Raw genomic sequence first — 25,130 nt, 5'->3', positions numbered from 1 at the left:
TATCTTGAAAGGAAAGTAAAATAGTGTTAAATTTATCATAGGTTGATTTACCTATATATTGTTTTGAAGGAAAAAATATCATGAAAAGTTTTGTGAAATATTTTAACAAAGAGAAAGGATATGGATACATCTCTGGTAAAAATGTCGGTGTTGAAAATGATATTAAGATTCATTCTAGTAACATTAGAAACGGGGAAACTTTTAGGAAGGGAGATACTGTAGAATTTGAAATTTATGAAAATCAATATGGAATGAATGCTAAAAATATAGTTAAAGTTAAAAGAAATAAAGTTCGGCATAATACCGAAGATAAATCTTATTGGTACGAAGATGGTGAAGAAAAGGAAAAAGAATTTGTAGATGAAATCACTCCTCTTATTAATAGAAAACTTATCATTCATCCTGAAAAAATATATAACAAATCTTATATTGATTTACTTAATACTGAAACAGGTGAGTTAGCAGATTTAAAATCTCAAAGAGAACCTTTTTTACTATTAATTTTATGGACAACAGGTATGATCCTAGAATGTGTAACTTGTAATAATATAAAGGCTATTATATTTGGTTTATTTCCAACAACTTAATGGATAGAATAATGCATAAATAGTTTTATAGAAGAACAAATTACAAATAAAATTAAGGCACACACATACAAGAGGGAGCTTTGTCTATGGGAACAGTTAAAAAAAATACTGTTGACTATACACTTTGGAATAATACTTTGTGCGAATACTTTTTTTCTGAAGATAATCGAAATAGAACCATGTATCTTCATGTAAATGATGATTTAATTATAGAGTTAGGTGAGAAGTTACGATTAAAGAAAGAAAATAGTCTAAAATCTTTTTGTGAAAGCGTTATCAGTTATGCCGGAAATGATATAAATAGAATTTTTGAGGTTGCTTATATATATGGGAGAAGGTGGTTTAACCAAGGTATGATAGGTTTTCCACCATTTTTACCAGTTTTAGCAGTAACGGTACTTGCAGCTAGTAAGATGAATACAGATTTAGAAGAAGGAATTCATGGTAATAATTATTATCGGCGTTTACGAGATCTTATACAATTAGAAGGAAGCGGTAAGCCAAGAGGCTTTGAGAAATGTAATGAACTTTGGGAGATGCTTGTAAAATGGCAAAAAAAATCTAAGGGTAAATATGGTTATTTTAATATATTTAAATTTGGAACAGAGTATATTGGATATGCAAGATCTCAATGTTTAATTAGAGACAACGAAAGAGAATTAATCTACGACTTTTTTTATTGGGCAGGCTTAAAACCAATGGACTCTATAACCGCTAAGCATCTTGAAGAACAACTAGAAATGTATTTATACAATAAAAGTAACCGTTTATCCAGATTCTTTTTTAGTAATGAATTGAAAGTTAAGGAATCATTAATAAATCTCCTACTCTTTGAGTTAGAAAAATGGGACGGAACAGTTGAGCCACTTCATAACAAGACAATCGGAGGATCCTGGGAGCAACGAGTAAAGTTATACAACCTTTTTCTGAAGGTTGATGTTGAGGGAACGCTACAAAAGAAAGTGAACTTGAGTTTATTTGGAATTATAGAAGACTTGAATAAGAATGATATTAATTACACGACTTTAGATGGATTTGAGGTTTTAGAAGGAGCTATTAAGCGTAAAGTTAGTTTTACGAACATTAGTAGTGATTTTAACTTTGAATCCAAGAATTTAGGGATACGAGCTAGATTCAAAGCAATGGGTACATTTGTATTGCGGAGTGGTTTGGATAAAGGAATTAATGGATGGATAGAGAGGGATGACATACAGTTAAGTCAAAATCATCTCATTCTTACAAGGAACTCTAAAGGTATAGAGAAATGGTTGAAATTAAATAATTATAAATATAAGGAAGTTAAATTTACTGATCAACCAAATACCTGGTTTTTCTATGTATTCAATCCTGAAGAGAGACCTCCAGTAAATATAAAGCTACTAGGTAGAGAACTGAATGTTGTAAAAGAAAAGGATAAAATTCTATTTAACGGCGGACTAAAAATCCAAAATGATGAATGGTTATTTGAATATCCGCCTAATCTAATTGTGCAGTCTAAGAGGGGAAGTACAATTTTTCTAAATGGAAATCCATTGTTGTCTCTATTGGAGAGCACAATTAGCTTAGATCTTAGAGAACTATATATCAAAAAACCTACAATTTATGAATTTGAAGTTAATAATACGAAGAGTAAATGTCTACTCAGAAACGATTATAAAAACAGACTATCATTTGATTATTTTAATCCAGAAAATTATATAGGGCACAAGGGCAATTTAAATATTACGGGAACATATATATATGAAAATTTAGAGCAATATCCTACTTTGATTGAGTATAACGGAAGAGAAAGAGCGAAATTGTCATCGGATGGAAAAATATTTGATGTTCTTGTGAACAAATCGGTAGAGGCACCACCTTTTAAATCTGGAAGAGACTATAAAAAGCTCAATCTTGATTTAATAGACTATGCTCAGGGATTGGAAAGAAAGGTAGATATCTTATTTGAATACCTTTCTATTAGGCAAATGGGAAATTGGAAGGTGTTCTTAGAGGCAGTAAAATTAATATTTGGTGAAGATAACTATCATCTGACTGCTTATAAAATTAGAAAGAATTTAACTTCATTAGGGTTAGTTGAATTTGAGAGCAATCCTTTTAGTAAAAGCTATAATTGGAAGGTTACACCTCCGTCTGCTGCCATTATTCCTTGTGAAACTCCAATGGTTTATCTAACTGGAGGTAGAACGAGAACGTTTTTAGGGGATATTAAGAATCAAGTACCTGTAAATACAGAGATGCTTATGTCCATTCCTAAGAGTGATTTTGAACCTCTATCTGTAATTTTTATAGATAAAATTAATAATAATATGGATCATTTAGGAGAATTCTTAGATTCAATTAATATAAAGTTTAATATTGACGAGGATTACTTTGCTCATGATCTACTTAAATGTTTGCCTAGTTTGTCGAGGATGGTGCTCTCTTTAGAGACTAGAGAAAAACAGAATTTTAATAGAGAATGGAAAATGTCTTCTTGGGATCTTAAATTTCATAGATGGGTCAATGGACAAATAGGTGAAATAAATAAGTATGAAAATCTGTTTGGTCAAGAGAGGTGTTTTCTCTTAGTGAATTCTACACAAGAAGTAGAGATAGAAAAGGAATTAGGAAAGCTGTATTGTGCTTCCAAATATCAACCCACGTCAAACATATTTAGATATAGCAATTATATACTTGAAGTTAGAAAAGAGTATCACTTACCTGATCTCTATGAAAGAGTTCTTGTATCTTGTATAGGACAATGTCCAGCTATTGAGAGAGGCTATAGAGTATATAGAAATGTACCATATGATATTGCTTTGGTGGTTTCTATAAGACTCGGGTTTAACCTTAATTATTTGAAGAGAGGTAGAATAAATGAATGATGTTTATAAGATATTTAATAGTTTGTTAGATACGTTTATTAAATACATGGACAGTCCCTTTGCACTAGGTCATGAGAAATTAACTCAAGAAAGGGAAGAGTTATTAAGAAAAACCGGAAATATATATCAGTTTCCTTATATTGAAGCAATGCCATCTTATATTTCATCAAATTATAATGTTACTCAGATGTGTGAGGAAATAGGTTGGTCCAGCGATTTTGGTCAATTTGCTGGGAAAGGCTTATTCCACCCTGATCATAAATTACATTTGCACCAATACGAAGCTTTTACGCAAATTTTAAAGCAAAAAAAAAATGTAGTTGTTACTTCTGGAACAGGATCAGGAAAAACAGAAAGTTTTCTTTTACCTTTAATTGCATCTATTTTAGAAGAATCCAAAAAATGGAATTCTTCTGAAAAAGTTTCAGATATTAATGTATGGGACACATCTAATAAGTGGCACAGTAAGCGGGAAGGTGAAAAGAGGACAGCGGCGGTAAGAGGGTTAATACTATATCCATTAAATGCGTTGGTTGAAGATCAATTGGTACGCTTAAGAAAAGCGTTGGATAGTAATTCTGTCCGAGACTGGTTAAAAGAAAATAGAGAAGGTAACCAAATTTATTTTGGTAGGTATACAGGGAAAACTCCGGTTGCGGGTCATCCAAATGGTAATAAAGTGAAGAAGATGAAAGAATTTATTCGAGATAGTTACAAGAAGCAGGAGGGACTTAAAGAGTACTTTGGAAATTTAATAACTTCTTTGAATGATAATCTTTCTTTTGAAGTCAAAAGAAAGATTACACTAGAACTACAAGACGAGCTAGGTTTAGATTATCTTAACAATGAACCATGGGATAATGAAAAACTAGAGGCAGTTAAAGAACAATTACAAATAAGGTTAGGAGAAAAATTAGCTTTTATATCGCAAACTGATGGTGCAGAACTTATATCAAGATGGGATATGCAAGAATATCCCCCAGACATATTAATTACTAACTTCAGTATGCTTAATATAATACTTACCAGAAGCATTGAACAAAATATATTTGAGAAAACAAAAGATTGGTTACAAGAAGATTCGTCAAATGTCTTCTATCTTGTATTGGATGAGCTTCATACATATCGTGGAACAGCAGGAACTGAAGTATCCTATGTGATTAAATCTCTTTTAAACCGTTTGGGACTTACTCCAGATAGTCCTCAACTTAGAATATTAGCTACATCTGCTTCATTAGATGAAACTGGAAAACAGTTTCTAGAGGACTTTTTCGGAGTTCCTATTGACAAGTTTGAAATTATAAATGGAGAACGCCAGTCAGAAAGCATCTATCCTGAGGAAATTCATTTTAACTCTCTTAAAAGAGAATTTGCAGAATACTATGTAAAAAGTAAAGAAGACTTTACTGAAGCTGCAAAAATGCTGTGTGAATCATTTGGAAAGCCGTTTTCTATCGAGGCCTTGGAAGAGTCCTTGTATAATCTTTTATATGAAACAGGAGCAATGCACGCATTTATCAAACATACTAAAAAGCCGGTTTCGATACTAGAGTTGAGTAAACATATGTTTGGAACTGTAGAAAGTATTGAACCAGTAGCAGGTTTACTACATGCAATTATTAATTCACGTAAAAATGACCAAGTGGTTGTACCTATCCGTGCACATCTTTTCTTTAGGAACTTTCAAGGGCTCTGGGCTTGTACGAATAAGAGCTGTACTGAGGTTGATCCAAGGTTTCAGTTTAAGGATCGTACTGTGGGGAAACTCTATTCACAACCAAAAATCCAATGTAATTGCGGTTCTAAAGTACTAGACCTTTATTATTGCCAGAATTGTGGAGATTTATTTTTAGGTGGATATAAGTCTGTGAATCAAGATGGATTCAAGCATAGCTATCATCTAAGTGCAGAATATGATGATCTAGAGAAACTACCAGACAAATTGCCACCTGTAAAAAAATATGGACATTATGCTTTGTTCTGGCCATCTTTAAATATTGATGAGGATGTTAAAAAGAAGTGGAAGAGGAAGTTAGATTATCCAGATCAAGACAAAAAACTAACGTTTGAATGGATAAAAGGAACGTATGATCATAAGCTAGGAAAGCTTACTGTCGATAAATTTGAGAACTCAAATGCATATGTATATATGGTTACAGGAGATGAAGAGCGGAAAAATAAGATGCCTGCATTTCCAACTCGTTGCCCGCATTGTGCAGATGACTGGGAGATAAGTGGTCAGTTTGTAAAAAATGAACCATTAGAAAGTACAAAGCGAACTCGTTCGCCTATTAGAGGGCAACGCACTGGTTTTGATACAATTGCTCAAATTATGCTTGATGCATTAATGAGGGAACTACCTGAGAACGAAAAACCAAAAGCTGTACTATTTTCGGATAGTAGACAAGATGCAGCAAAACTTTCAGCAAAAATTGAAATGAACCATTATTATCATTTACTTCGCCATATTGTAGTAAAAGCTTTAAACGGGAAAAATCATGTTGTTCGTATATTTCTAAAACAGCTAAGAAATCAACTGCTTAGTCCTGAAGAAGAAGAAATTGCAGAAGTATTTTGGAATGAGGAATACGATAAAGCTATGTTGTTAGACTCATACCTTTCTAATCGTAGATTGCCTCCACATAAGAGGGAAGAAGCAGCAAAAATCATAGATAATATTAACAGACCTGTACGTTTAGGAGATCTATGGTGGGATATTGAGAGGGCATTTATAAAGTTAGGGATGAATTCTGGTGGTCCAGAAAAAGGAGTTATGCTTGAGAAAAGCACGCATTGGAAGGATCTCTATGATTGGTCTAACTTTGAAAACCCAACCCGTATAGAGCTTAATCCGAATAATGAAAATGAAAAAGTTCTACGTAGAAAAATAGAAGAGGTGCTAAGGGAAAATGTAATTGTTAACGTTTTATTCTCACAGAGGAAAAGGGATTTAGAATCTTTAGCTATAGCTAGGCTGACTATAGATATTGATAAAGATTTCAAAGATCATTTAGGATTTAGTGGGGAAAAATGGAGGCAACTTGTGGATAGCTCAATAAGGATACTGGGTGGAATGAGAAGATATGAGGAAAATGAACGAAGAAGCCATCAAGCTGATCCACCAGCTAAACTAAAGGATTATTGGAAGGCAGTAGCGAGATTTTATACTATAAATGAAATGGAATTTGTTAATTATGCCAATGAAATATTCAACAATTTTAGGAGTATTAATGGATATAAAATCAATTCAGATAACATATATCTAATCCCTGCTGGCGACTGTATATATACTTGTGGAAAGTGTAATAGGCATCATTTACACCCATCTTGTAATATATGCACAGATTGTTATGCGAAGCTTGAATGGAAAAAAATAAATGATTTAGAAATTAATGACTATTACAGATTCTTATCACAAGAACCAAGTACGTATCGAAGGTTTCATTCAGAGGAAATGACGGGCCAAACTGATGCGAACGATGCATCTAAAAGACAACAACTTTTTCAAGGAATATTTGATGAAACAGATGTACCGCTTGTAGACGAAATTGATATTCTTAGTGTAACAACAACTATGGAAGCAGGTGTAGATATAGGTTCATTAAAGATTGTAGCTATGTCAAATATGCCCCCACAGCGCTTTAACTATCAGCAACGTGTAGGTCGATGTGGGCGACGTGGATCGCCTTTGTCTGTAAGTTTAACATTATGTAGAGGCAGAAGTCACGACGATTGGTATTTCCATAATCTTGACAAGATGACGGGTGATCCTTCACCACAACCCTACATTGATTTGAAGTCAAGTAAAATATTTAAACGTGTGGTTCTAAAAGAGATGCTTTTTTATGCTTTTCGAGATACAGAATTGACTTTAGAAACGAGTGGTGGAGACAGTGTTCATGGTGAGTTTGGGCTAAAACGTGACTGGGAAAATATAAAAGAAAAGGTTGATCAGTACTTTAAGTCTGAAAAAGGTATCTTAAGATTAGAAGATACAATTAAAACTTTATCTTTCAACTCAAACTTGATGGCTAAGGAAATTATAGAAGTAAGACAAAGTTTCTTAAACAGAAAAATTATTGAGCAGATATCAGATATTGCTAAGGATCCTAAATATTCTTCAAATGCATTAAGTGAAAACTTAGCAACGGGAGGGCTTTTACCTATGTTTGGGTTTCCAACGAGAGTTCGAAAGTTCCATCATGGGGAGAAAAAGTATGGTATGAGGGCTGCAAATTTAGATACTGCTACAGTTGATAGGGATTTAGAAATAGCTATTAGTGAGTATTCTCCTGGATCTGAGATTATTAAAGATAAGGTAAAACATAAGGCTGTTGGAATAGCTCATTATTGGGTTCAAGGAAATGATATTGTTCCAGAAGAGAACCCTCTAGGGAAAATTAAGTTAATTGCTTTCTGCAAGAATTGTCATATTCTTTATGATAATGAAGAACATTTTCCATCACATTGTCCTTCATGTAAGAGTCAGCTTAATGATGAGAATGAAGGGTCATTTAATACTTTGCCAATTGCTGAACCACAGGGATTTCGAAGTGACTGGATAGAAAGGAATTACAGAGAAGACTTTGAATGGTCTTCTAGAAGCTCTATTCCACGTTTAGCGGACAGTATTATGGACAGTGTACAAGAGGATACTGTCCATAATACTAAATACAAAGTTCAAGAAGGAAATGTATACTCATTAAACGATAATAACAGTGAATTGTTTACTTTTGTGAAAGCAAAAAATAATTTTGAAGGCTGGATTGAGAAAAAGTACACGAATTTAGATGATTATAAGCCTACAGTAACTGATAAAGAGGTAACTGTAGCTCTTGCTTCAATAAAGAATACAGAGGTACTTGTTTTAGAGCCAAGTCATATTAGCCAATATACTAATTTAAATCCAATGTATTTAGGAGTAAGAGCTAGTTTAATTTCCTTTGGCTATTTAATAAGAAGGATTGCAGCTACCCTATTGGACATTGATGCACAAGAGATTCAAGTAGGTATTAGAGCGAAAGTAAATAGGGGAAGTACAATAGGCCAGGTTTTTATAGCTGATCAACTTATAAACGGTGCAGGTTATGTAAAGTATTTAGGGCGTGCAAGTGTCTTGAAGGATATACTAAATGACATGAGTAATGACTTATTTTTTATGCCAAATTTAAAAACCCATGATTGTGACTCATCTTGTTATACATGTCTTAGAGGATATGAAAACATGGCGTTTCACGGTTTATTAGATTGGAGACTAGCATTAGACGTTGCAGGTATATTAAATGACGCATCTTTTATTCCTCAGATAGATGATAAATGGAATGAGCTAATTGTTAGGGCGTTAAGATCTTTAATATTTAATTATGAAAATGAGGGGTTAAAAGCTGTATGGTATGGTGATATTCCAATTATTGAGGCATCAAATAATACAGCCTTTATATTAAGGCATCCATTATGGGCTAAAGAAGATGATGGGAAGTTGTTACCAAAAATGAAAAAGGTATTAGAAATGTATAGAGAAAAGAACTACAATGTTATAACAGATTATGATATTTTTGATTTAGTACGTAGACCAAGCTGGTTGATTCAAAATATAGGACGTAAGATAAATGATGTTGATCCATTTAATTTGTTCATCTAAGTAGTAAGTAGGTTACTGTCAATTTAGAGATTGATAGTGACCTATAATATTATTACGAGATATTTAAGATTTTTGATTTATGAGGCGGGAAATAAATGAGTTATATTAACATTTGTAAGAATTGTGGTAAGGAATTTGAAGTGAAACTAAAAGCACAAAATGATCATACCAATGATAAAAAATTCAAACGATGCTGTTCAAAAGAATGCACATCAAAATTACGTTCAAAGCAAACAACCATACGTAATAAGCTCAGAGAAAAGAAGGCACCCACAATTTACATTAATGTTTGTAAGAATTGTGGCAAGGAATTTAAAGTTACACAAAAAAAACAGAATGATCCTAATAATAAGAAACATTTTAAAAGGTGTTGCTCTAGCGAATGTGTATCTGAATTGCGTTCTCACTATATTAAAGAAAACATAAAAAACGGAGTTTTTGATCATTACCATAAACGGATGAAACAGGATTTATTAAAGAAAACTGAAGAACGTGTAGGGATGAACCTTGAAGAAGCCTTGAATTTATATATTAATCATAATATGTCTATGAATGAGATTGAAAGAACACATGGTTTCCCAAAAACTAAAATTTCAGAGGAACTCCAGAATAGAGGAATTGAAAAAGATAATTATTATAGACAAAATCAACTCAAAATTGATAAAGCTGTTGAAGAATATCTGAATTCTAAGAAAACGCTGACAGCTTTAGAGAAAGAATTTGGAGTCACCCGTTTAACATTATCGAAGTATCTAAAGAGTAGGGGCATTAAAATTAGAGACCCATTAAAGAAATACCATTACAATGAAAACTACTTCGAGCAGATAGATACTGAGGAAAAGGCATACTGGTTAGGGTTTTTGGCTGCTGACGGCTGCATTAATGAACAAAGTACTTATAAGTCTCTAGAATTAACATTAGCAGAAGTTGACAGAGATCACCTTGAAAAGTTTATTAAATCTATAGAGGGAGAAAGTGCAATGATTAAGTCCAAGAAATCGATTTTGAATGATAATATCTTTTATTCAAACCGAGTGACAGTTAATTGTACCAAAATGGCTAATGATTTAATTGATAAAGGTATTACTCCTAGAAAATCCTTTACCTTGGAATTCCCACACTGGCTTTCAAAGGAATTATTAACGCCATTTATGAGGGGTTATTTTGATGGAGATGGTGGAGTTTATCAAAGAAAAAGTGCATTTACTATTAATGTAGTTGGAAATAAACATTTCATTAATGATTATGCTAAGGTAATACAAAGAGAGCTTAATATTAAAATTCCTCGAGTATATAAGAAAGGCAGTTCAGATTGTATTCAAATATATTATTATGGTTTAAATGCTTCTAGAATTCTAGCTTTCTTTTATGAAAATGCAGAAATTTATCTAAGCCGAAAAAGAGAGAAATTTATTACAGATAAAGTAAGATAATAAAAGGCCACTTTAAGGTGGAAGAAGGCAAAGTTAAAAATATCGACTTTATAACCTTAAAAGAAATTTTATAACAGAATTCTAAAAAGCATAGGAATAACAAGTTGATTATGTAAAGTTTTTAGCTTTTATAAAAACTTTTTTCTTGTGAATACTATATATTATATAAAAATTTAAATTTAAATTAATAGTGAAGGCACTCCTCAGTATTTGAGCGAAGTGCCTTTTCTATTTGAACTTTAGTCCATAGGGGAGGGAGTGATACTTAACTGGATTAGTATTTATTATTAAGGTTTCAGAAAGCTAAATATCCTTTTTTATTTATTTTCTTTCTCTTTATTCTTCTTTTCCTTTTTTAAACTATTATTATAGGCCATTTCACAACTAGACCTTTTCCTTCCTGGAAGAATAGAGCAAATCGTTGCCGCTTATGAGTTACTTCATACAGATGACCACAGTTTTCACAAATCCGCATTTCAGCATTGCTGTATATAGATAGTGTTAAAAAGAAAAAAGCTGCCTCAAATAAATCTTTGAACATAGAAGTAGGGGGGACAATATTGTTATTTGTAGTTAGCTTGTACGAAAATATATTCTTCTCTCCTATTTTTTCAATTAGCTTTAATCTTGCATTTTCCCTCATGGATTTTCTACTATTTGATGAAGATATTGTTAATTCAGAAAAATCATTTGTGTGCAATGATTTAAAAATGGAAAATGTTTTTTGATAATCATCAAATTTTCTATAGAATTCATCTAATGGCATCCAGAGTACATTAACGTCATTTACTGTGACCGAAAATTCTGAATCATTTACACCTGTTGGTAACCCCCATATATCACAAAAAGTTACCAACTCCTGAAAACTAGAAAAATTCCACTTTGCTAATTCTGTATATAGAGTTTCCCCAAAGCTGCTTAAGTCATATTTCTTTGTGATTTATTCTGATGGAAAATAATGTTCTAACATATTCTCTGAATCCCATGTTGTTACAGCCTTCTTGGATACTAAATAGGCCGCTGTTTTTTTATATTCTTTTTGTTTATTACCTTTACCTTCAGAATCAATTTTCTCTACCTCACCTTTTTCATTTTCTCCGTACAAAGGCGCATTAAAAAATGAATCCTTAAGAGGCAAAGATGGTGGTATTACTTTTGTTGGGGCATAGCCATCATAAAGAAAAAAAGTAACCTTTTCCTCTAAAAAAGAGCTATCCTGTTCCAAACTATATTCATTATAAACATACAAAGCTCTCGCTTTTTTTTAATAGAAAAGAGGGGATCCCCCCCTGACCGCTACGCTGCCAGCGTAAAGATTACTTAAACAGATGATTTGTTGTTAAAAATTATCAATTACTCAACAAACGATTAATATGTAGTATTAATTACATAAAAAAATAAACGTTTATTTCTTTAGCTTTATGAGCAGCGGCATTTAAGCGAAATAGTTTAAGGTGTTTATCTATAACTTACGATCAATATCACCTTTAATTAAGGAAAGCTATTCTACATACTTCAAGAATTTCGTAACGTCCGTTTTCTGGCACTATACAGGGAGCATAAAAGGAAATATAAGCAATAAAAAGCGGTGAATCATAGTTTCATTAAGGTATTCTCATCATAAATAAAAATTTATATTGACAATGAAATGACGTTCGTTTTATAATTATCTCGAATTAAAGATATTTTAATTAAAGATAAATTTAATTAAAATTAGAGTAGAAAGTGATGATATTGAATAAAAGTTTAGCAGAAACCGTTTTTAACCCTTCAGAAAGCTTCTAAATTTAAAATCAAAAAGTTATTGAAGATTTATTTATAGCTTTTAGTGATGAAGAAGAAATCTCTCATTAGGATTTTGGGGAAATACAGTATTGCTAACTATAATCATCAAAGTTAATAAAAATTATAAAAAATAGGAGGAATTAAAAATGATTAGTATTGGTTTATTATTAATTCGTTTAGTAATTGGATTGTCATTTATGGCCCATGGAGCTCAGAAATTATTCGGATGGTTTGGTGGTCATGGATTAAAAGGAACAGGAGGGTGGTTTGAGTCCATTGGAATGAAACCAGGTGTTAGAATGGCCTTAATAGCTGGATTATCAGAACTTGTAGGTGGTGCTTTATTTGCTGTAGGCTTTCTTACACCTCTTGCGGCTCTTATGATTGCGGGAACAATGTTAATAGCTATTATTAAGGTACATGGTCCAAACGGCTACTGGTCAACACAAAATGGTTATGAATATAACCTTACATTATTAGTTGTTGCTATTAGTATTGCTATAATCGGTCCAGGATACTACGCAATCGACGCCCTTATTTTCTAAAAGGAAACATGGTCAAGTAAAGAATAATTTATTAAAAGTAGTTAGATACGTATACTTTGTTACTCTAGAAGTTAAACATATGAATTTTGGATAATATCTCGAATTCGAGATATTATCAGTTTAATCATTTGAGTTTGTTAAAGGGATATCTTTTATATAGCGTACCTAGGTAATTTTGGTTAGATTGAATATTCCATTGCTTTATGAAGGACAATTAAAATAATTATTAAAATATGGTAAGGGAGAGATGAAGAATGACAAAAAAAACTACAGGAATCCATCATATTACAGCGATTGTAGGTCATCCACAGGAAAATGTTGATTTTTATGCTGGTGTACTAGGTTTACGCTTAGTCAAACAAACAGTCAATTTTGATGATCCAGGTACGTATCATCTTTACTTTGGTGATGAAGCTGGAAAGCCAGGAACCATTATTACCTTTTTCCCGTGGGCAGGAGCACGCCAAGGAGTAATAGGTGATGGTCAAGTAGGTGTAACTTCATACTTAGTGCCAAAGGGCGCCATGGATTTTTGGGAACAGAGATTATCAAAATTTAATATTCCGATAACAAAGATGGAACGATTCGGAGAACAATATTTAGAATTTGACGATCCTCATGGTTTACATTTAGAAATTGTTGAAAGAGAAGCTGGTGAAAAAAACACGTGGCAATTTGGTGAGGTTACACCTGAAGTAGCGATTAAAGGCTTTGGGGGAGCAACATTATTATCTGCTCGTCCTGAAGAAACAGCCAAGTTATTAGAAGATGTTATGGGTCTTGAAAAAGTAGGTGAGGAAGGAGATTTCATTCGTTTTCAATCATCTGCTGATATCGGAAATATCATTGATTTAAAGCTAACGCCAATCGGTCGTGGACAAATGGGTGTTGGAACCGTTCACCATATTGCATGGCGTGCTGAAAACGATGAGGACCAGTTAGAGTGGCAAAAACACGTAGCTAGTAATGGATATGGAGTCACAGCTGTTCGAGATCGAAACTATTTTAATGCTATTTACTTTAAAGAACATGGCGAAATTTTATTTGAAATTGCAACAGACCCTCCAGGCTTTGCACATGATGAGTCACACGAAACAATGGGAGAAAAGTTAATGCTGCCTAAGCAGTATGAAACTCATCGGGCTCAGCTTGAAAGAGAATTGCTTCCTTTTGAAGTGAGAGAACTAGACTAAATCCTAGTCTGAGTGCTTATTTTGCTTTCAATTCATCAATCTAATCTATTTCAATTAAGAAAGTAATGATAAAAAAGAGAGGTCTTTCTATAGAAAGACCTCTCTTTTCTTATGGAGCGTAGGGGATTCGAACCCCTGACCCCTTCGCTGCCAGCGAAGTATTCTCCCGCTGAACTAACGCCCCGATATGTATGTTCTCTTTTATTTTATAAATCTCTATAACGTCTGTCAATTCGTTTTTCGTATATTTTCGAAATAAAGCAACAATTTTTTTATGTTTCATTTTTTTCACACATTTATCTAGTATAACTAAAGGTGAATCAGTGATGATATCAATATTGTAAGCGTTAACTTATTGTATTCATTACTTAATTTGTGTAGATCTGATACTAGGGGGAACATTGGGTGGAAGCAGTTAAATTAACACAAGAATCAAAAAGACAAAGGGAGGTACATAAAAAGACAACCTCAGCCGCTATTTATCAAACAGTATGGCGATGGCATTTTTATGCAGGACTTATTTTTGCACCATTTTTAATCATATTAGCGTTTAGCGGTGCGGTGTATTTATTTAAGCCACAAATTGAGTCAGTTCTTTATCACGACCTGTATTACGTAGAAGAAAAAGGAGATATACTATCTCCAACAAAACAGATAGATGAGGTCCAAAAAGCGTATCCAGAAGCAGCTATTACTTCAATAAAATATTATGATGATCCACTTCGTACAGCTGAGATTGGGATTATGACAAATGGAGAGATGTCTTCAGCATTTATAAATCCGTACACTGGAGAAGTAGCTGGAACTCTCTCAGATGACGAGAAATTCACGACTATTTTCAAAAAGATTCATAGTGAATTGCTCATTGGCGGAACGCTTGCCAATCGACTTGTAGAGCTAGCTGCCTGCTGGGCTGTTATTCTATTAATTACGGGTCTGTACATATGGTGGCCACGAAATAAAGCGTCGATATGGGGAACAGTTTTGCCAAGGTTTAACCGAAAAGGAAGAATATTTTGGCGAGATATGCACGCTGTTCCTGCATTTTGGCTATCCTTATTTATGTTAATTTTAATTCTAACAGGACTTCCTTGGTCAGGAGTGATGGGAGAGCAAATTAATCGACTTGCTGCGTATTCAAACACGGGCTACCCACCATTTGCACATAGCTTTGGTGAAAAGCCTGAATCAATTGTTAAAACAAAAGACGTAGCAGAGGATATACCGTGGGCTGCAGAAAACATTCCAGTTCCCAATTCATCTGTTACTGGCTACGTGCCGCTTTCTCTTGAGAAAGTGACTGATATAGCACAAGCTGAAAAAATTCAAAAGCCATATACAATTTCAATGCCTCAAGGTGAAAAAGGTGTTTATACCATTTCAACATCTCATACTAAGCCCGGCGATAATGCAACTCTTCACGTTGATCAATATTCAGGTGCTATTTTAAGCGATGTTCGCTTTGATGATTACGGTATTATGGGAAAAGGAATTACAATGGGAGTTGCGCTTCATGAAGGAAGGCTATTTGGCGTAGCAAATCAAATTCTTGGCCTCATTACGTGTCTTGGATTAATTGGTTTAATTGTTAGTTCGTATGTTATGTGGCGTAAGCGAAAACCTCAAGAAAGTTCCGGAGCACCACCTAAGTCAAAGGACTCCAAAGTGACAAGAGTTGTTTTCTTTATCATGCTTGGACTCGGGATCGTCATGCCACTTGTTGGAATTTCAATTATTGCGGTATATTTGTTGGATAGGTTTGTATTTTCAAAGATACCCTCTGTTCAAAATTAAGTGCGTAACCTTTCGCTGCTTGCCTTGTTTCATGGCAAGCAGTTTTATTATACGTAATAACCTTCAAATATGTTAAAATAGTAAAAATATTCACTAAGTAAATTGGAGGCTATTATGAAATACGACGTAATTGTAGTTGGAGCCGGCTCAATGGGAATGGCAGCCGGTTATTTTTTAGCAAAAAAAGGGCAAAGAGTTTTACTTATTGATGCCTTTGATCCACCCCATACGAGCGGAAGCCATCACGGCGAGACGCGCATTATTCGCTATGCATACGGAGAAGGAGAAGAGTACGTACCGCTTGCACTCCGAGCAAAAGAGCTGTGGGAAGAGCTAGAAAAAGAAAGCGGACAATCGTTCTTTTTAAAAACGGGAGTACTGAGCGTAGGAGAAGAGACCTCATCGTTTATTCAAACAGTCATTGCAAGTGCAAAAACGTATAACCTACCACTTGAAGTGTTAAACGCAGTTGAAATACATACGAGATTTCCTGGAATCACTGTTCCGGATTCGTTCATTGGCTGTTTTGAACCAACCTCAGGCGTTTTAAAATGTGAAGATGCTATTCGCACTTACAAAGAGTTTGCGTTAAAATACGGAGCTGAGCTGTTAACTAATCATCCTGTGAAAGATATCAAAGTAGCAGAAGATAGCGTAAAGGTGCATACAGGTGACAACGTATATGAAGGTAAATGTTTGGTTCTTTCTGCCGGAGCCTGGTCCAAAGAGCTGTTAGCTAAGCTAGGACTCAATCTTCCTGCAACACCTATCCGCAAGACCTTTGCGTGGTTTGAAGCAGATGAAAAGTTTTACGGAGAAGGGAAATTCCCTGCGTTTTCATTTGATACAAAAAGTGGGATGTACTATGGGTTTCCAAGCATTGACGGAGCTGGTTTGAAACTAGGCCGTCATGATGGCATTCAGCAAGCCCAAAATCCAAATGAAGAGGTGGCGCCTTTTAACGATGGAGATCGTGCAGAACTGGAAAACTTACTTCGTAGCTATATGCCGCAAGTAGGAAAGCTGAAGTTCGGCAAAACGTGTATGTACACGATGACACCAGATGAAAACTTTATTATTGATACGCACCCATTGTATAAAAACGTTGTGTTCGCAGCAGGGTTTTCAGGGCACGGATTTAAATTCAGCAGCGCTGTTGGTGAAGTAATAAGCGACCTTGTGACTACAGGTAAAACACCGTATGACTTATCATTATTCTCAGCAAGTAGATGGGAGGTAGAATAATGAAATTTTCAATTGTAGACGTATTTTCGCAAGGAAAGTATACGGGAAACCAGCTGGCTGTTTTTAAAGAGGCAGGACATTTATCAACAGAAGAGATGCAAAAAATTGCCAAGGAAATTAATTTCTCTGAAACAACGTTTATTCTATCAAATGAGCCCACTGAAAAAGGGTATCCTGTCCGTATTTTCACACCTAATGAAGAAGTTCCTTTTGCAGGGCATCCAACGTTAGGTACGGCATTTGTTATTCAGCAAGATTATTTAAATGGTGAAGAAAAAGATATCTTGCTTCACTTTAAAGCGGGAACCATTCCTGTTACATATAACGCAAAAGAAAAGCTATTCTGGATGAAGCAAAACCAACCTACTTTTGGGAAGGTACTAGATTCGAAGATCGCTGCAGATGTACTCGGCTTAGCAGTCGAAGAAATTGATCATCGCTTTCCAGTTCAGGACATATCAACAGGACTTCCTGCCATTATCGTTCCACTCGTTTCGTTAGAAGCAGTGAAAAAGGCAAAAGTAAACCTATTAAAATATAACCAGCTTATTCAAGAAACAGAAGGGAAGACCCTGTTCGTATTCTCAAAGGAAACCTATGACTCTATGCATGATATTAATGCGCGAGATTTTGCCCATTACTATGGAATTCCTGAAGATGCCGCTACAGGAAGTTCTAACGGCTGTTTAGCTTCTTATCTTGTTCATCATAATTATTTTAATAAACATTCAATATCAGTAAAAGTCGAACAGGGTTACGAGATTGGTAGACCATCACTTCTTCATTTAAATGCTTCGCAAACAAGTGATGGAATTGATGTGTATGTAGGAGGACAGGTTGAGAAGATTGCTGAAGGGAAATGGGGATAACTTTTTCCACATGAATAGTAATCATACTATTTATAAAGGTAAGCGTTTGGTTCTTTCTGCCGGAACCTGGTCCAAAGAGCTGTTAGCTAAGCTAGGACTTAATCTTTCTGCAATACGTATCCGCAAGGCATTTGCTTGGTTTAAAGTAGGTGAAAAATTATCAGCCCTCTATTATTTTATTAACTGTAAGTAAGTGGTTACTGTACAGCGCTATTTTTCGTAATTTAGTTGAAATAACGAAAGAATACAGCAATCTATTTTTTTCTTTCCCTAAGAAGCTTTTTTCTATCATCATCGTTTCTATACTCCATCAAGGATGTTTTGTCTTGAAGCAATTGTCTATTATTACTAGCTAATTTTAAATCACTGCTATGACAGTATTTCATATTTAGTGATTACATTAATTATGTAAAAGATACTTAATCATGACAATATATGTCGTAATTAAGTATTATACTAGGTGTCTGTGTAGGAATAAAAATTACTTATACAATAATTAATGGACATAAAAGTCTAATTTTATGATGATAATATTTACTATTACTTTTTCTCCTATTTTGTGTCTGTTAATAATTACTGTAATATTTGGTTACATTACTACACATATCGTATATTCATTAGATAAAAGAGAGGAAAAATTATGTCCCAAAACACAGCACCAAGAAAGATAATTTTAGATTTAGCAGTAACTTTAGATGGATTTATTGAGGGGAAGAATGGGGAAGTTGATTGGTGTATCATGGATTCTGAGATGGATTTTATTAATTTCTTAAACCAAATTGATACTATTTTATATGGTAGAAAAAGTTACGTGGAGTGGGGGGAATATACTCCGAAAACAGGGGAATCTGATAGTGACAAGGAAATGTGGAATATCATTCATAGTAAAGAAAAGTATGTATTTTCCAAAACGCTAAAAGGGACAGAAAATAAAGCAGTATTTATAAATGATAATATTTTAGAAGAAGTAAATAAATTAAAGAATAAGCCTGGTAAAGACATTTGGCTATATGGCGGAGCAAACCTTATAACAACTTTTATTAATTTAGAGCTTGTTGATGAATTCAGATTATCCGTTCATCCTCTTATTTTGGGAGAAGGAAAACCAATGTTTATCGACATAAATCAGCGACTTAATTTAAAAATGGTTGATACAAGAATGTTCTCCTCTGGCGTTGTGCAACTAATCTATCGTTTGAATGAAAATTAATATATTGCATGTTCTAAAGATAAACACGCTAAACCATTATGAAATGATTAATAGTAATTTTTACTTCTTCCATAATGAGGCTCAATTTTGGGATAAGGCTTATATCATTAGAGGATCCTGCCGACAAAATGCAGATGTTATACGGTAATACATTTCCTGGAATATAATACCCTAATTTTTCTTCTTAGCAGAGAAAGATTAGGGTATTACCTTTTACTGACGTTTCAACTACTCTTCAAATGTCATCACTTCAAAATCTTCTTCTGTATCTAGTCGAATTGGAGTTATTAGTTCAATTGAGTTACCATCTGGAGCATCAAAATAGATTGCAGCATGCGCTTGAAGATTGTTAGGTAATACAAGTGGCTGGCGATGTTCATCAAAGCCAAAAGAAGTGCGAATGGCAATCCTTTTTCGTTTAGCCATTCTTTCGCATGTAAAATATCCTCCCTAGCAATTATTTTATTCCTAGAATTTTAATTATGTTGACAAAAACTAAATGTTATATACAGCCTAAAGGAGAAAAATCTTACTGCTCCTGCACAGTGGGGTTCCCCTGTTTAAAATAGACAATTTGGTGTGGTGCCTCACGGTGTCTTGCGTAGTGTGCTCATCATGTTTGTTGTTATTCCTAATAGAAAGGTTAGATATAATAAAATTAATAGACAGAATATTTAAATAAAATACTTTTATTTGTAATCGCTTTCATTTATAATGAAATTAGGTTGGATAGCACGCGTGGCTGTCATTGTATGTGGCGTAGGCGGGGCCAGTACAAGATAAAAATAACTCATTATACAACATACTTCATACACAAAGGGCAATAAGTTCGTTGGCTTGGTACTTACTAGATCGCTGCACAAAGCCAACTTGTTTCAATGTCGTGTAGCACTACTGGAGATAGAAACCGTTGTAATTCTCGTGAGAATAGGTGTAATTCTTCAGAAAGCAAGAAATCAATAAAAAAACGTCATCCTTTTCGAGTGTTTTATTGAAAGAATAATTAAAAAACTACGAGGAATTTCCTTTATTTAGTTCATGATCTTTGGTACTATATAATGTAGAGATGTAAAGAAAGGGGAATCTATACTACCTATGTGGATTAACTTGTAATGATTATGTAATTGGATAGAGACAGCTGCGGTCCTTAATTCTTAAGGATGCGTTTATTTGTCTATCTAAAAATCATTCAAGGGACTCATGGTGTGGACAATTACATTCCCATTGCCAAACAGATACCTTTGTATATCTGTTTTTATTTATGGGCAAAAATACATCTCTATTGACACAATTATAGCGTCCCTAAGTAGGGGGAATTTTAATGAAGAATCAGTACGAAAACGAAGAAATGCTAACAGGAGGGAATGTCTCAAACGTATATCGTTCAGGAGATACCGTACGCCGGGACTTAAAGCCTGATAGTGTTAAAATTCATAAATTATTAAAACATTTGGAGAAAAAAGATTTCCGTTATACGCCAAAGTTGCTAGGTATTGATGAAAAAGGCAGAGAGATCTTGTCATTTATTGAAGGAGAAGCTGGAAACTACCCGTTAAAAAAATATATGTGGTCGGATGAGGCTTTAAAAGAGATCGCAACCATGGTCCGTCTGTATCATGATGCGGTGAGTGACTTTCCAATGGAAGAACGTTGGCAACCCATTGATAACACTCCGCAGCCATTCGAGGTAATATGCCATAACGATTTTGCCATCTATAACATTATTTTTAACCATGAAAAACCAGTAGGTGTGATTGACTTTGATTTGGCTGGTCCTGGTCCAAGACTTTGGGATATCGCCTATACGCTTTACACGTGCGTTCCTTTAAGTAGGTTGTATCATACGGAAGCAGGCGAAGCCATTTATTACGATTCATCAAAGGATGCTGAGCGAATCAAACAAAGGGTTAGATTGTTTTTTGATTCCTATGGTATAGAGGGTATAGAAAAAGGATTTTTAGATATGGTATTGCTACGAGTAGAAGCATTATGTAAAACCATGCAAAGGAAAGCCAAAGAAGGCGATATGGCTTTTCAAAAAATGATTGACGAAGGACATTATGAGCATTATCAAGAGGAACTTCGATTCATTCGCGAACACGGAAGAGAGTGGATGTAAGAGAAAATTCTTGGTGAACTAACTATGGGCTTTAGCTTAATAAGTGAAATTAAAAAGTCGATTCCTTAGCAAGAATCGACTTTTTAGGTTGTAGTTCGCTTAGCGTATAATATCGCTTTTGCCGTCAAGACCTCATACTCACACGCCCATCAAGCCAAAGCTCAAAACAAAAATCCGGGGTCAATTGCTCATTTTTTTGTTTTGAGGTAGTTTACTTTCGTTAGGTTGATGGCGATGTGACGGTACCACAATTGCAAAGAAAAAGGTCAGCGAATTCCGCTGACCTTTTTAGCGTTATTTAAAATGCAATATTTAGTATTTCATCAACTAGTGTAGCGTTCTCTTCTATTTCTAATTTCTCGCACAAATTCTTATGAACTCTCGAAAACTCAGGTATGAGGCTCTTTACTACATTAAAAATCTCATCAGGATCTCGACTACTATACCATTGTTCGAGGAGACTTAGTTGCCAGCCCATTAATTTACTCCTGCTTCCTTCTAATTTAGCCCAATCTCCAAATGTATTGGGTTGAAAACCTGCATCCATATACCAACCAGTTACCATTGATAATCGTAAATTATCAAGGCAATGTAAAGCATAGTATATTTCCTTCCTCATTACCCTTCGATATATTTCGTGAACATATGCAAAAAACTTTGTTCTCCAAATTTCCACTTCCTCTACACTTGGTGAATAAGATAGGATTGCTGATTTTTCTAAAACATTTTTCAATAGACTGTTAGTATCACGAACAATTTTTATGTTTTGTAGCCAAACAGAAGGGTGAACATCCTTTACTTTATAATAAAATGTATCCACTTTAATAAAAGTATCGTAATGAGCAATACTGTAAGTTGACCAAGGGAAATCCTCGAAAAACAATACCTTTCCCCAATTCTGAGCTCTTTGTTTTTTGTTTAATCGGTACTCTTCAAATACTTCATCTTTAACCACAATGCGCAGGTCAACATCGGAGTATAAATCAGTATTCTTATTCCCCACTGAACCTCCATAAAAAACACCTACTATGTTTTCGTCACTTAATACATCTTTCTCAATAGCATTTAATAAGTATTCACGATGCTTTGGTATTGCTAAATCCCTATCCCTACGATTCGTTTCCAATCCCACACATTTCCTTACCAACTCCTTTTATTTTATATATTATAACAAAAATCCCAAATACTTGTATAAAAATTCAGCCTTTGTTAGGATGATTTATCGAAAGTAAATTATATCTTTTAGAGAAAATTGTTTATTAACCAACCCTAAGCGTTGAGCAGGAATGGCAATAGATGTACTGTTATCGTGCCGTTGATTCAGAAGGAAATACGATTGATTGTTAGTTGAGTAAAACAAGAGATCCTAAAGTTGGAAAGTACTTTTTCAAGAAAGTTTTGCGGCCTTATAATGTTTCCAAGCACTTTGTAATCACAGTAGATAAGAATTCATCCTACCCTATGGGGATTGAAGAATAAAAGAACGAAAAAAAGATACCTGGAGGCATCTAACTAATGCAAGTGAAATATCTTAATAAGATCACCGTTATATATATCTTTATTACGTAGGAATTTTCAGTGAAAAGTTCAATTGCTACAATGTACATGAATTGAAGTATTTAGGTTTTTAATCTTCCCAAACCTCATTCATTAAATCTTCAATTTCTTTCCGCAGTTTTTTTGTTTCACTTTTATCAATCTTAATTTTATCTCCCGTAATATAAACCACATCTCCAACCTGTACATTCTTAGGAAAAATATCTGTAGGATAATCCTTTGTTTTCCCTTCAATTTCAACAACGGTATATCCCTCTTCAAATCGATCAATAATACCTTTTATCTTTTTCATAATTACCTCGATTTTTTAACAGAATAAAATAAGATGTTCCATCACCTGTGATAATAATTTTTAGTTATATAAGTAATTCTAAAGAGATTAATGAAGGATGGATGCAATACATTTTTTTAAATCATTTGTGATAGTATGAAAATACAAGGTTAATAGGAGCTGATTCGGTGATTGAAACGAAACGTTGTTGGCTTAATGATATCCAAAAATCTGATTACAAAATTATAAAAGAAATATATATGGATCCGACTGTAAGGAAATATTTAGGAGGACCTCGTAAAGAAGAGACCCTTATTGGTGTGTTAAATGGTATGTTACAGCCAGATAAGGATTGCTGGAATTGGGCCGTTAGACAAAAAACAACAAATCAATTTATTGGAATACTGTCCCTAAATCCTCACGACATAATAAATGAAATAGAGGTGTCCTATCAATTTTTACCTCAATATTGGGGAAATGGTTATGCAACTGAGACAGTACAAGCGATAATAGATTATGCTTTTAACACATTAGGGCTATTAAAGATAGTTGCGGTAACACAAGTTGCTAACACGCCTTCTCGCAGATTATTAGAGAAATTAGATATGAAACTTATTCAGACACATTACAGATTTGGTAAAGAACAAGCAGTCTATTCCAGTGAATTGAAATAAATTGATTAGGAGAAACTATACAGTGTCTAGTTACGTTTATGTTTCAATTTTATTGTTTATATGTATCGTGGTTATTGGTTTTTATATAAGAGATAATAATACAAAGACAAAAAAAGAGTTTAAAAGTCACATTGATAATAAACAAGCAGAAGTAACAAGCTAAATCAAGCCCATTTTTATTCTAGTTTTAATCGAAAGAGTTTAGAGAGAGATTATATATGTGGCTGCTTTTATTGCTTAGAAATTTTTAATCCCACAGAAATTGAAGAATGGGAAGGGAAAAGGGAAGATACTGCACTTTGCCCCTATTGTGGTATTGATTCTATAATAGGTCAAAGTTCTAAATTTCCTATAACAAAAGATTTTTTAGAGAAAATGAATCAAAGGTGGTTTGGTTGAAATTTAAAAAGCGAAAAAGATTGTTAAAAAGGGATACATTATGGGGAGGGTTAAGTGCTCTTATTTTTAAATTAGTCTCTCCTTCAAACCATTTAGTTCAGTTCATACTTATATTTTTTATTGGAGCTACCGGAGCATACTTAGGCAACTATTTGAGAAGTCCATGCAAAAATAAATAAGATAAAACCTTTTTATTTAAAAAGGTTTTACTATCGATAGCACACACTGTGTTAACTAGGTATGCATATTTTATATATTAATTTAAAAGGTTATTAATTAGTAAATCTTTAGTCTTTTCTAGGTGGTTTTCTGCATTTTTATTATCTATTGGTTCACTCCAAGTAAAACCGTCACCTTTGTATCTTGGAATTATATGTAAATGATAATGGCTCAAATCATTAAACTTCCCACCATTTGCACAAGTAGTAACGCCATCTGGTTTAAACACTTTTTTAATTAGCTTGATCATCTTTAATGTAGCATTATTTATCTCGATTTGAGTATTCATATCTATCTCATCGATATCGTGAAAGTGTTGTTTTGATAGTATTAATAAGTGCCCTTCATTAAAAGGAGCTATATCTAAAGTGCAACAAACATATTTGTTTTCATAAATGATGTGTCCTGGAGGGACTAATCCTTGAGCAATCTTACATCCTATACATTCAGTATGTGGTGCCATTAACTTATCTCCTCTGACTTGAAAATTTAAATTCTAATTTATATATCATTCTGTTTTTTACTATAATACCCTTTCTGTAAGCACCAATAAATGAGTCAAAAACTTAATTGATTCCTAGAATTTTAATTATGTAAACGGTTGTTGTATAAGATATTCATTCTGAACTGAGCTATAATTCTAGATAGCAAGAGGTGATTATAAATGAAATTTAAATATTTCCGTAATTTAAACAAGAATGAGAGATACTCGACTACTAAAA

20 protein-coding genes, 1 tRNA gene and 3 pseudogenes are annotated in these 25,130 nt (G+C 33.8%); 16 read left to right on the top strand and 8 right to left on the bottom strand.

The window, feature by feature from the left end; translation table 11 throughout:
• Nucleotides 1-80: 80 nt before the first annotated feature.
• From EPL02_RS10685 to EPL02_RS10670, 4 genes are all read left to right on the top strand, one after another.
• Nucleotides 81-587: a cold shock domain-containing protein gene (locus EPL02_RS10685; protein WP_131887675.1), complete on the top strand. Its 507-nt coding sequence runs from the start codon at nt 81-83 to the stop codon at nt 585-587.
• Nucleotides 588-673: 86 nt separating this feature from the next.
• Nucleotides 674-3,454: a hypothetical protein gene (locus EPL02_RS10680; protein WP_131887674.1), complete on the top strand. Its 2,781-nt coding sequence runs from the start codon at nt 674-676 to the stop codon at nt 3,452-3,454.
• A complete protein-coding gene (locus tag EPL02_RS10675) occupies nt 3,447-9,095 on the top strand; it encodes a DEAD/DEAH box helicase (RefSeq protein WP_131887673.1) in 5,649 nt (1,882 codons plus the stop codon). Before EPL02_RS10680 ends, EPL02_RS10675 begins: the two co-directional genes overlap by 8 nt.
• Before the next feature lie 95 nt (nt 9,096-9,190).
• Nucleotides 9,191-10,528, top strand: coding sequence for an LAGLIDADG family homing endonuclease (locus EPL02_RS10670; protein ID WP_131887672.1), 1,338 nt, complete (start codon nt 9,191-9,193; stop codon nt 10,526-10,528).
• Between the two features lie 355 nt (nt 10,529-10,883).
• Here the strand turns inward: EPL02_RS10670 and EPL02_RS10665 are convergent, their stop codons facing one another.
• Together EPL02_RS10665 and EPL02_RS10660 are read right to left on the bottom strand one after the other, a co-directional pair.
• Nucleotides 10,884-11,294 (bottom strand): hypothetical protein, encoded by a 411-nt coding sequence (locus tag EPL02_RS10665; protein WP_131887671.1) that lies wholly within the window; start codon nt 11,292-11,294, stop codon nt 10,884-10,886.
• Between the two features lie 174 nt (nt 11,295-11,468).
• Nucleotides 11,469-11,777 (bottom strand): hypothetical protein, encoded by a 309-nt coding sequence (locus tag EPL02_RS10660; RefSeq protein ID WP_131887670.1) that lies wholly within the window; start codon nt 11,775-11,777, stop codon nt 11,469-11,471.
• 682 nt (nt 11,778-12,459) lie between these two features.
• Here EPL02_RS10660 and EPL02_RS10655 point away from each other — a divergent pair.
• Together EPL02_RS10655 and EPL02_RS10650 are read left to right on the top strand one after the other, a co-directional pair.
• The gene (locus tag EPL02_RS10655; protein WP_094912951.1) at nt 12,460-12,858 is read left to right on the top strand and encodes a DoxX family protein; all 399 of its coding nucleotides are present in this window, start codon (nt 12,460-12,462) and stop codon (nt 12,856-12,858) included.
• 254 nt (nt 12,859-13,112) lie between these two features.
• The gene (locus EPL02_RS10650) at nt 13,113-14,051 is read left to right on the top strand and encodes a ring-cleaving dioxygenase (RefSeq protein WP_131887669.1); all 939 of its coding nucleotides are present in this window, start codon (nt 13,113-13,115) and stop codon (nt 14,049-14,051) included.
• 112 nt (nt 14,052-14,163) lie between these two features.
• On the opposite strand, the gene EPL02_RS10645 is transcribed toward EPL02_RS10650, so the two are convergent.
• Nucleotides 14,164-14,235, bottom strand: a tRNA-Ala gene (locus tag EPL02_RS10645).
• Nucleotides 14,236-14,456: 221 nt separating this feature from the next.
• Between EPL02_RS10645 and EPL02_RS10640 the strand changes: the two genes are divergently transcribed.
• The 5 genes from EPL02_RS10640 to EPL02_RS10620 all read left to right on the top strand — a co-directional run bounded on the left by EPL02_RS10640 (nt 14,457) and on the right by EPL02_RS10620 (nt 19,169).
• Entirely contained in the window at nt 14,457-15,845 is a 1,389-nt protein-coding gene (locus EPL02_RS10640) for a PepSY-associated TM helix domain-containing protein (RefSeq protein ID WP_131887668.1), read from the top strand.
• 114 nt (nt 15,846-15,959) lie between these two features.
• Nucleotides 15,960-17,090, top strand: a complete 1,131-nt coding sequence (gene solA / locus EPL02_RS10635; protein WP_131887667.1) for an N-methyl-L-tryptophan oxidase — start codon at nt 15,960-15,962, stop codon at nt 17,088-17,090.
• Complete coding sequence (locus tag EPL02_RS10630; RefSeq protein WP_131887666.1) at nt 17,090-17,959, top strand: PhzF family phenazine biosynthesis protein; 870 nt, start codon at nt 17,090-17,092, stop codon at nt 17,957-17,959. The genes solA and EPL02_RS10630 overlap by 1 nt, the downstream gene beginning before the upstream one ends.
• Nucleotides 17,928-18,152 (top strand): hypothetical protein, encoded by a 225-nt coding sequence (locus EPL02_RS10625; protein ID WP_131887665.1) that lies wholly within the window; start codon nt 17,928-17,930, stop codon nt 18,150-18,152. Before EPL02_RS10630 ends, EPL02_RS10625 begins: the two co-directional genes overlap by 32 nt.
• Nucleotides 18,153-18,599: 447 nt before the next feature.
• The gene (locus EPL02_RS10620; protein WP_131887664.1) at nt 18,600-19,169 is read left to right on the top strand and encodes a dihydrofolate reductase family protein; all 570 of its coding nucleotides are present in this window, start codon (nt 18,600-18,602) and stop codon (nt 19,167-19,169) included.
• Nucleotides 19,170-19,397: 228 nt separating this feature from the next.
• Here the strand turns inward: EPL02_RS10620 and EPL02_RS10615 are convergent, their stop codons facing one another.
• Nucleotides 19,398-19,595: a hypothetical protein gene (locus EPL02_RS10615; RefSeq protein ID WP_131887663.1), complete on the bottom strand. Its 198-nt coding sequence runs from the start codon at nt 19,593-19,595 to the stop codon at nt 19,398-19,400.
• 384 nt (nt 19,596-19,979) lie between these two features.
• Nucleotides 19,980-20,130: pseudogene (locus EPL02_RS10610) on the bottom strand (IS4 family transposase); the annotation flags it as partial.
• Nucleotides 20,131-20,490: 360 nt separating this feature from the next.
• On the opposite strand from EPL02_RS10610, the gene EPL02_RS10605 reads away from it, so the two are divergent.
• Nucleotides 20,491-21,288 carry a phosphotransferase gene (locus EPL02_RS10605; RefSeq protein ID WP_131887662.1) on the top strand — a complete coding sequence of 266 codons (798 nt, stop codon included), beginning with the start codon at nt 20,491-20,493 and terminating at the stop codon, nt 21,286-21,288.
• Nucleotides 21,289-21,586: 298 nt separating this feature from the next.
• Here the strand turns inward: EPL02_RS10605 and EPL02_RS10600 are convergent, their stop codons facing one another.
• Nucleotides 21,587-22,420 carry an aminoglycoside 6-adenylyltransferase gene (locus EPL02_RS10600; RefSeq protein ID WP_131887661.1) on the bottom strand — a complete coding sequence of 278 codons (834 nt, stop codon included), beginning with the start codon at nt 22,418-22,420 and terminating at the stop codon, nt 21,587-21,589.
• Between the two features lie 164 nt (nt 22,421-22,584).
• On the opposite strand from EPL02_RS10600, the pseudogene EPL02_RS21145 reads away from it, so the two are divergent.
• Nucleotides 22,585-22,797, top strand: a pseudogene (locus EPL02_RS21145) (DDE-type integrase/transposase/recombinase); the annotation flags it as partial.
• Between the two features lie 118 nt (nt 22,798-22,915).
• Here the strand turns inward: EPL02_RS21145 and EPL02_RS10595 are convergent.
• Entirely contained in the window at nt 22,916-23,137 is a 222-nt protein-coding gene (locus EPL02_RS10595) for a DUF3006 domain-containing protein (RefSeq protein WP_131887660.1), read from the bottom strand.
• A gap of 167 nt (nt 23,138-23,304) precedes the next feature.
• On the opposite strand from EPL02_RS10595, the gene EPL02_RS10590 reads away from it, so the two are divergent.
• The 3 genes and pseudogenes from EPL02_RS10590 to EPL02_RS21140 form a co-directional block, all read left to right on the top strand.
• On the top strand, nt 23,305-23,790 hold the full coding sequence (locus EPL02_RS10590) for a GNAT family N-acetyltransferase (protein WP_131887659.1): 486 nt from the start codon (nt 23,305-23,307) through the stop codon (nt 23,788-23,790).
• 22 nt (nt 23,791-23,812) lie between these two features.
• Nucleotides 23,813-23,953 (top strand): hypothetical protein, encoded by a 141-nt coding sequence (locus EPL02_RS20880; protein WP_165932550.1) that lies wholly within the window; start codon nt 23,813-23,815, stop codon nt 23,951-23,953.
• Nucleotides 23,954-23,955: 2 nt separating this feature from the next.
• Nucleotides 23,956-24,189: pseudogene (locus tag EPL02_RS21140) on the top strand (cytoplasmic protein); the annotation flags it as partial.
• A gap of 256 nt (nt 24,190-24,445) precedes the next feature.
• Here EPL02_RS21140 and EPL02_RS10580 read toward each other — a convergent pair.
• The gene (locus EPL02_RS10580) at nt 24,446-24,871 is read right to left on the bottom strand and encodes an HIT family protein (protein WP_131887658.1); all 426 of its coding nucleotides are present in this window, start codon (nt 24,869-24,871) and stop codon (nt 24,446-24,448) included.
• Between the last annotated feature and the right edge of the window lie 259 nt (nt 24,872-25,130).

The sequence above is a fragment of the Bacillus sp. CBEL-1 genome, assembly GCF_004348885.1.
Classification (GTDB): Bacteria; Bacillota; Bacilli; order Bacillales; family Bacillaceae_H; genus Priestia; species Priestia aryabhattai_A.
This window is presented reverse-complemented; position numbering and strand designations above follow the sequence as displayed.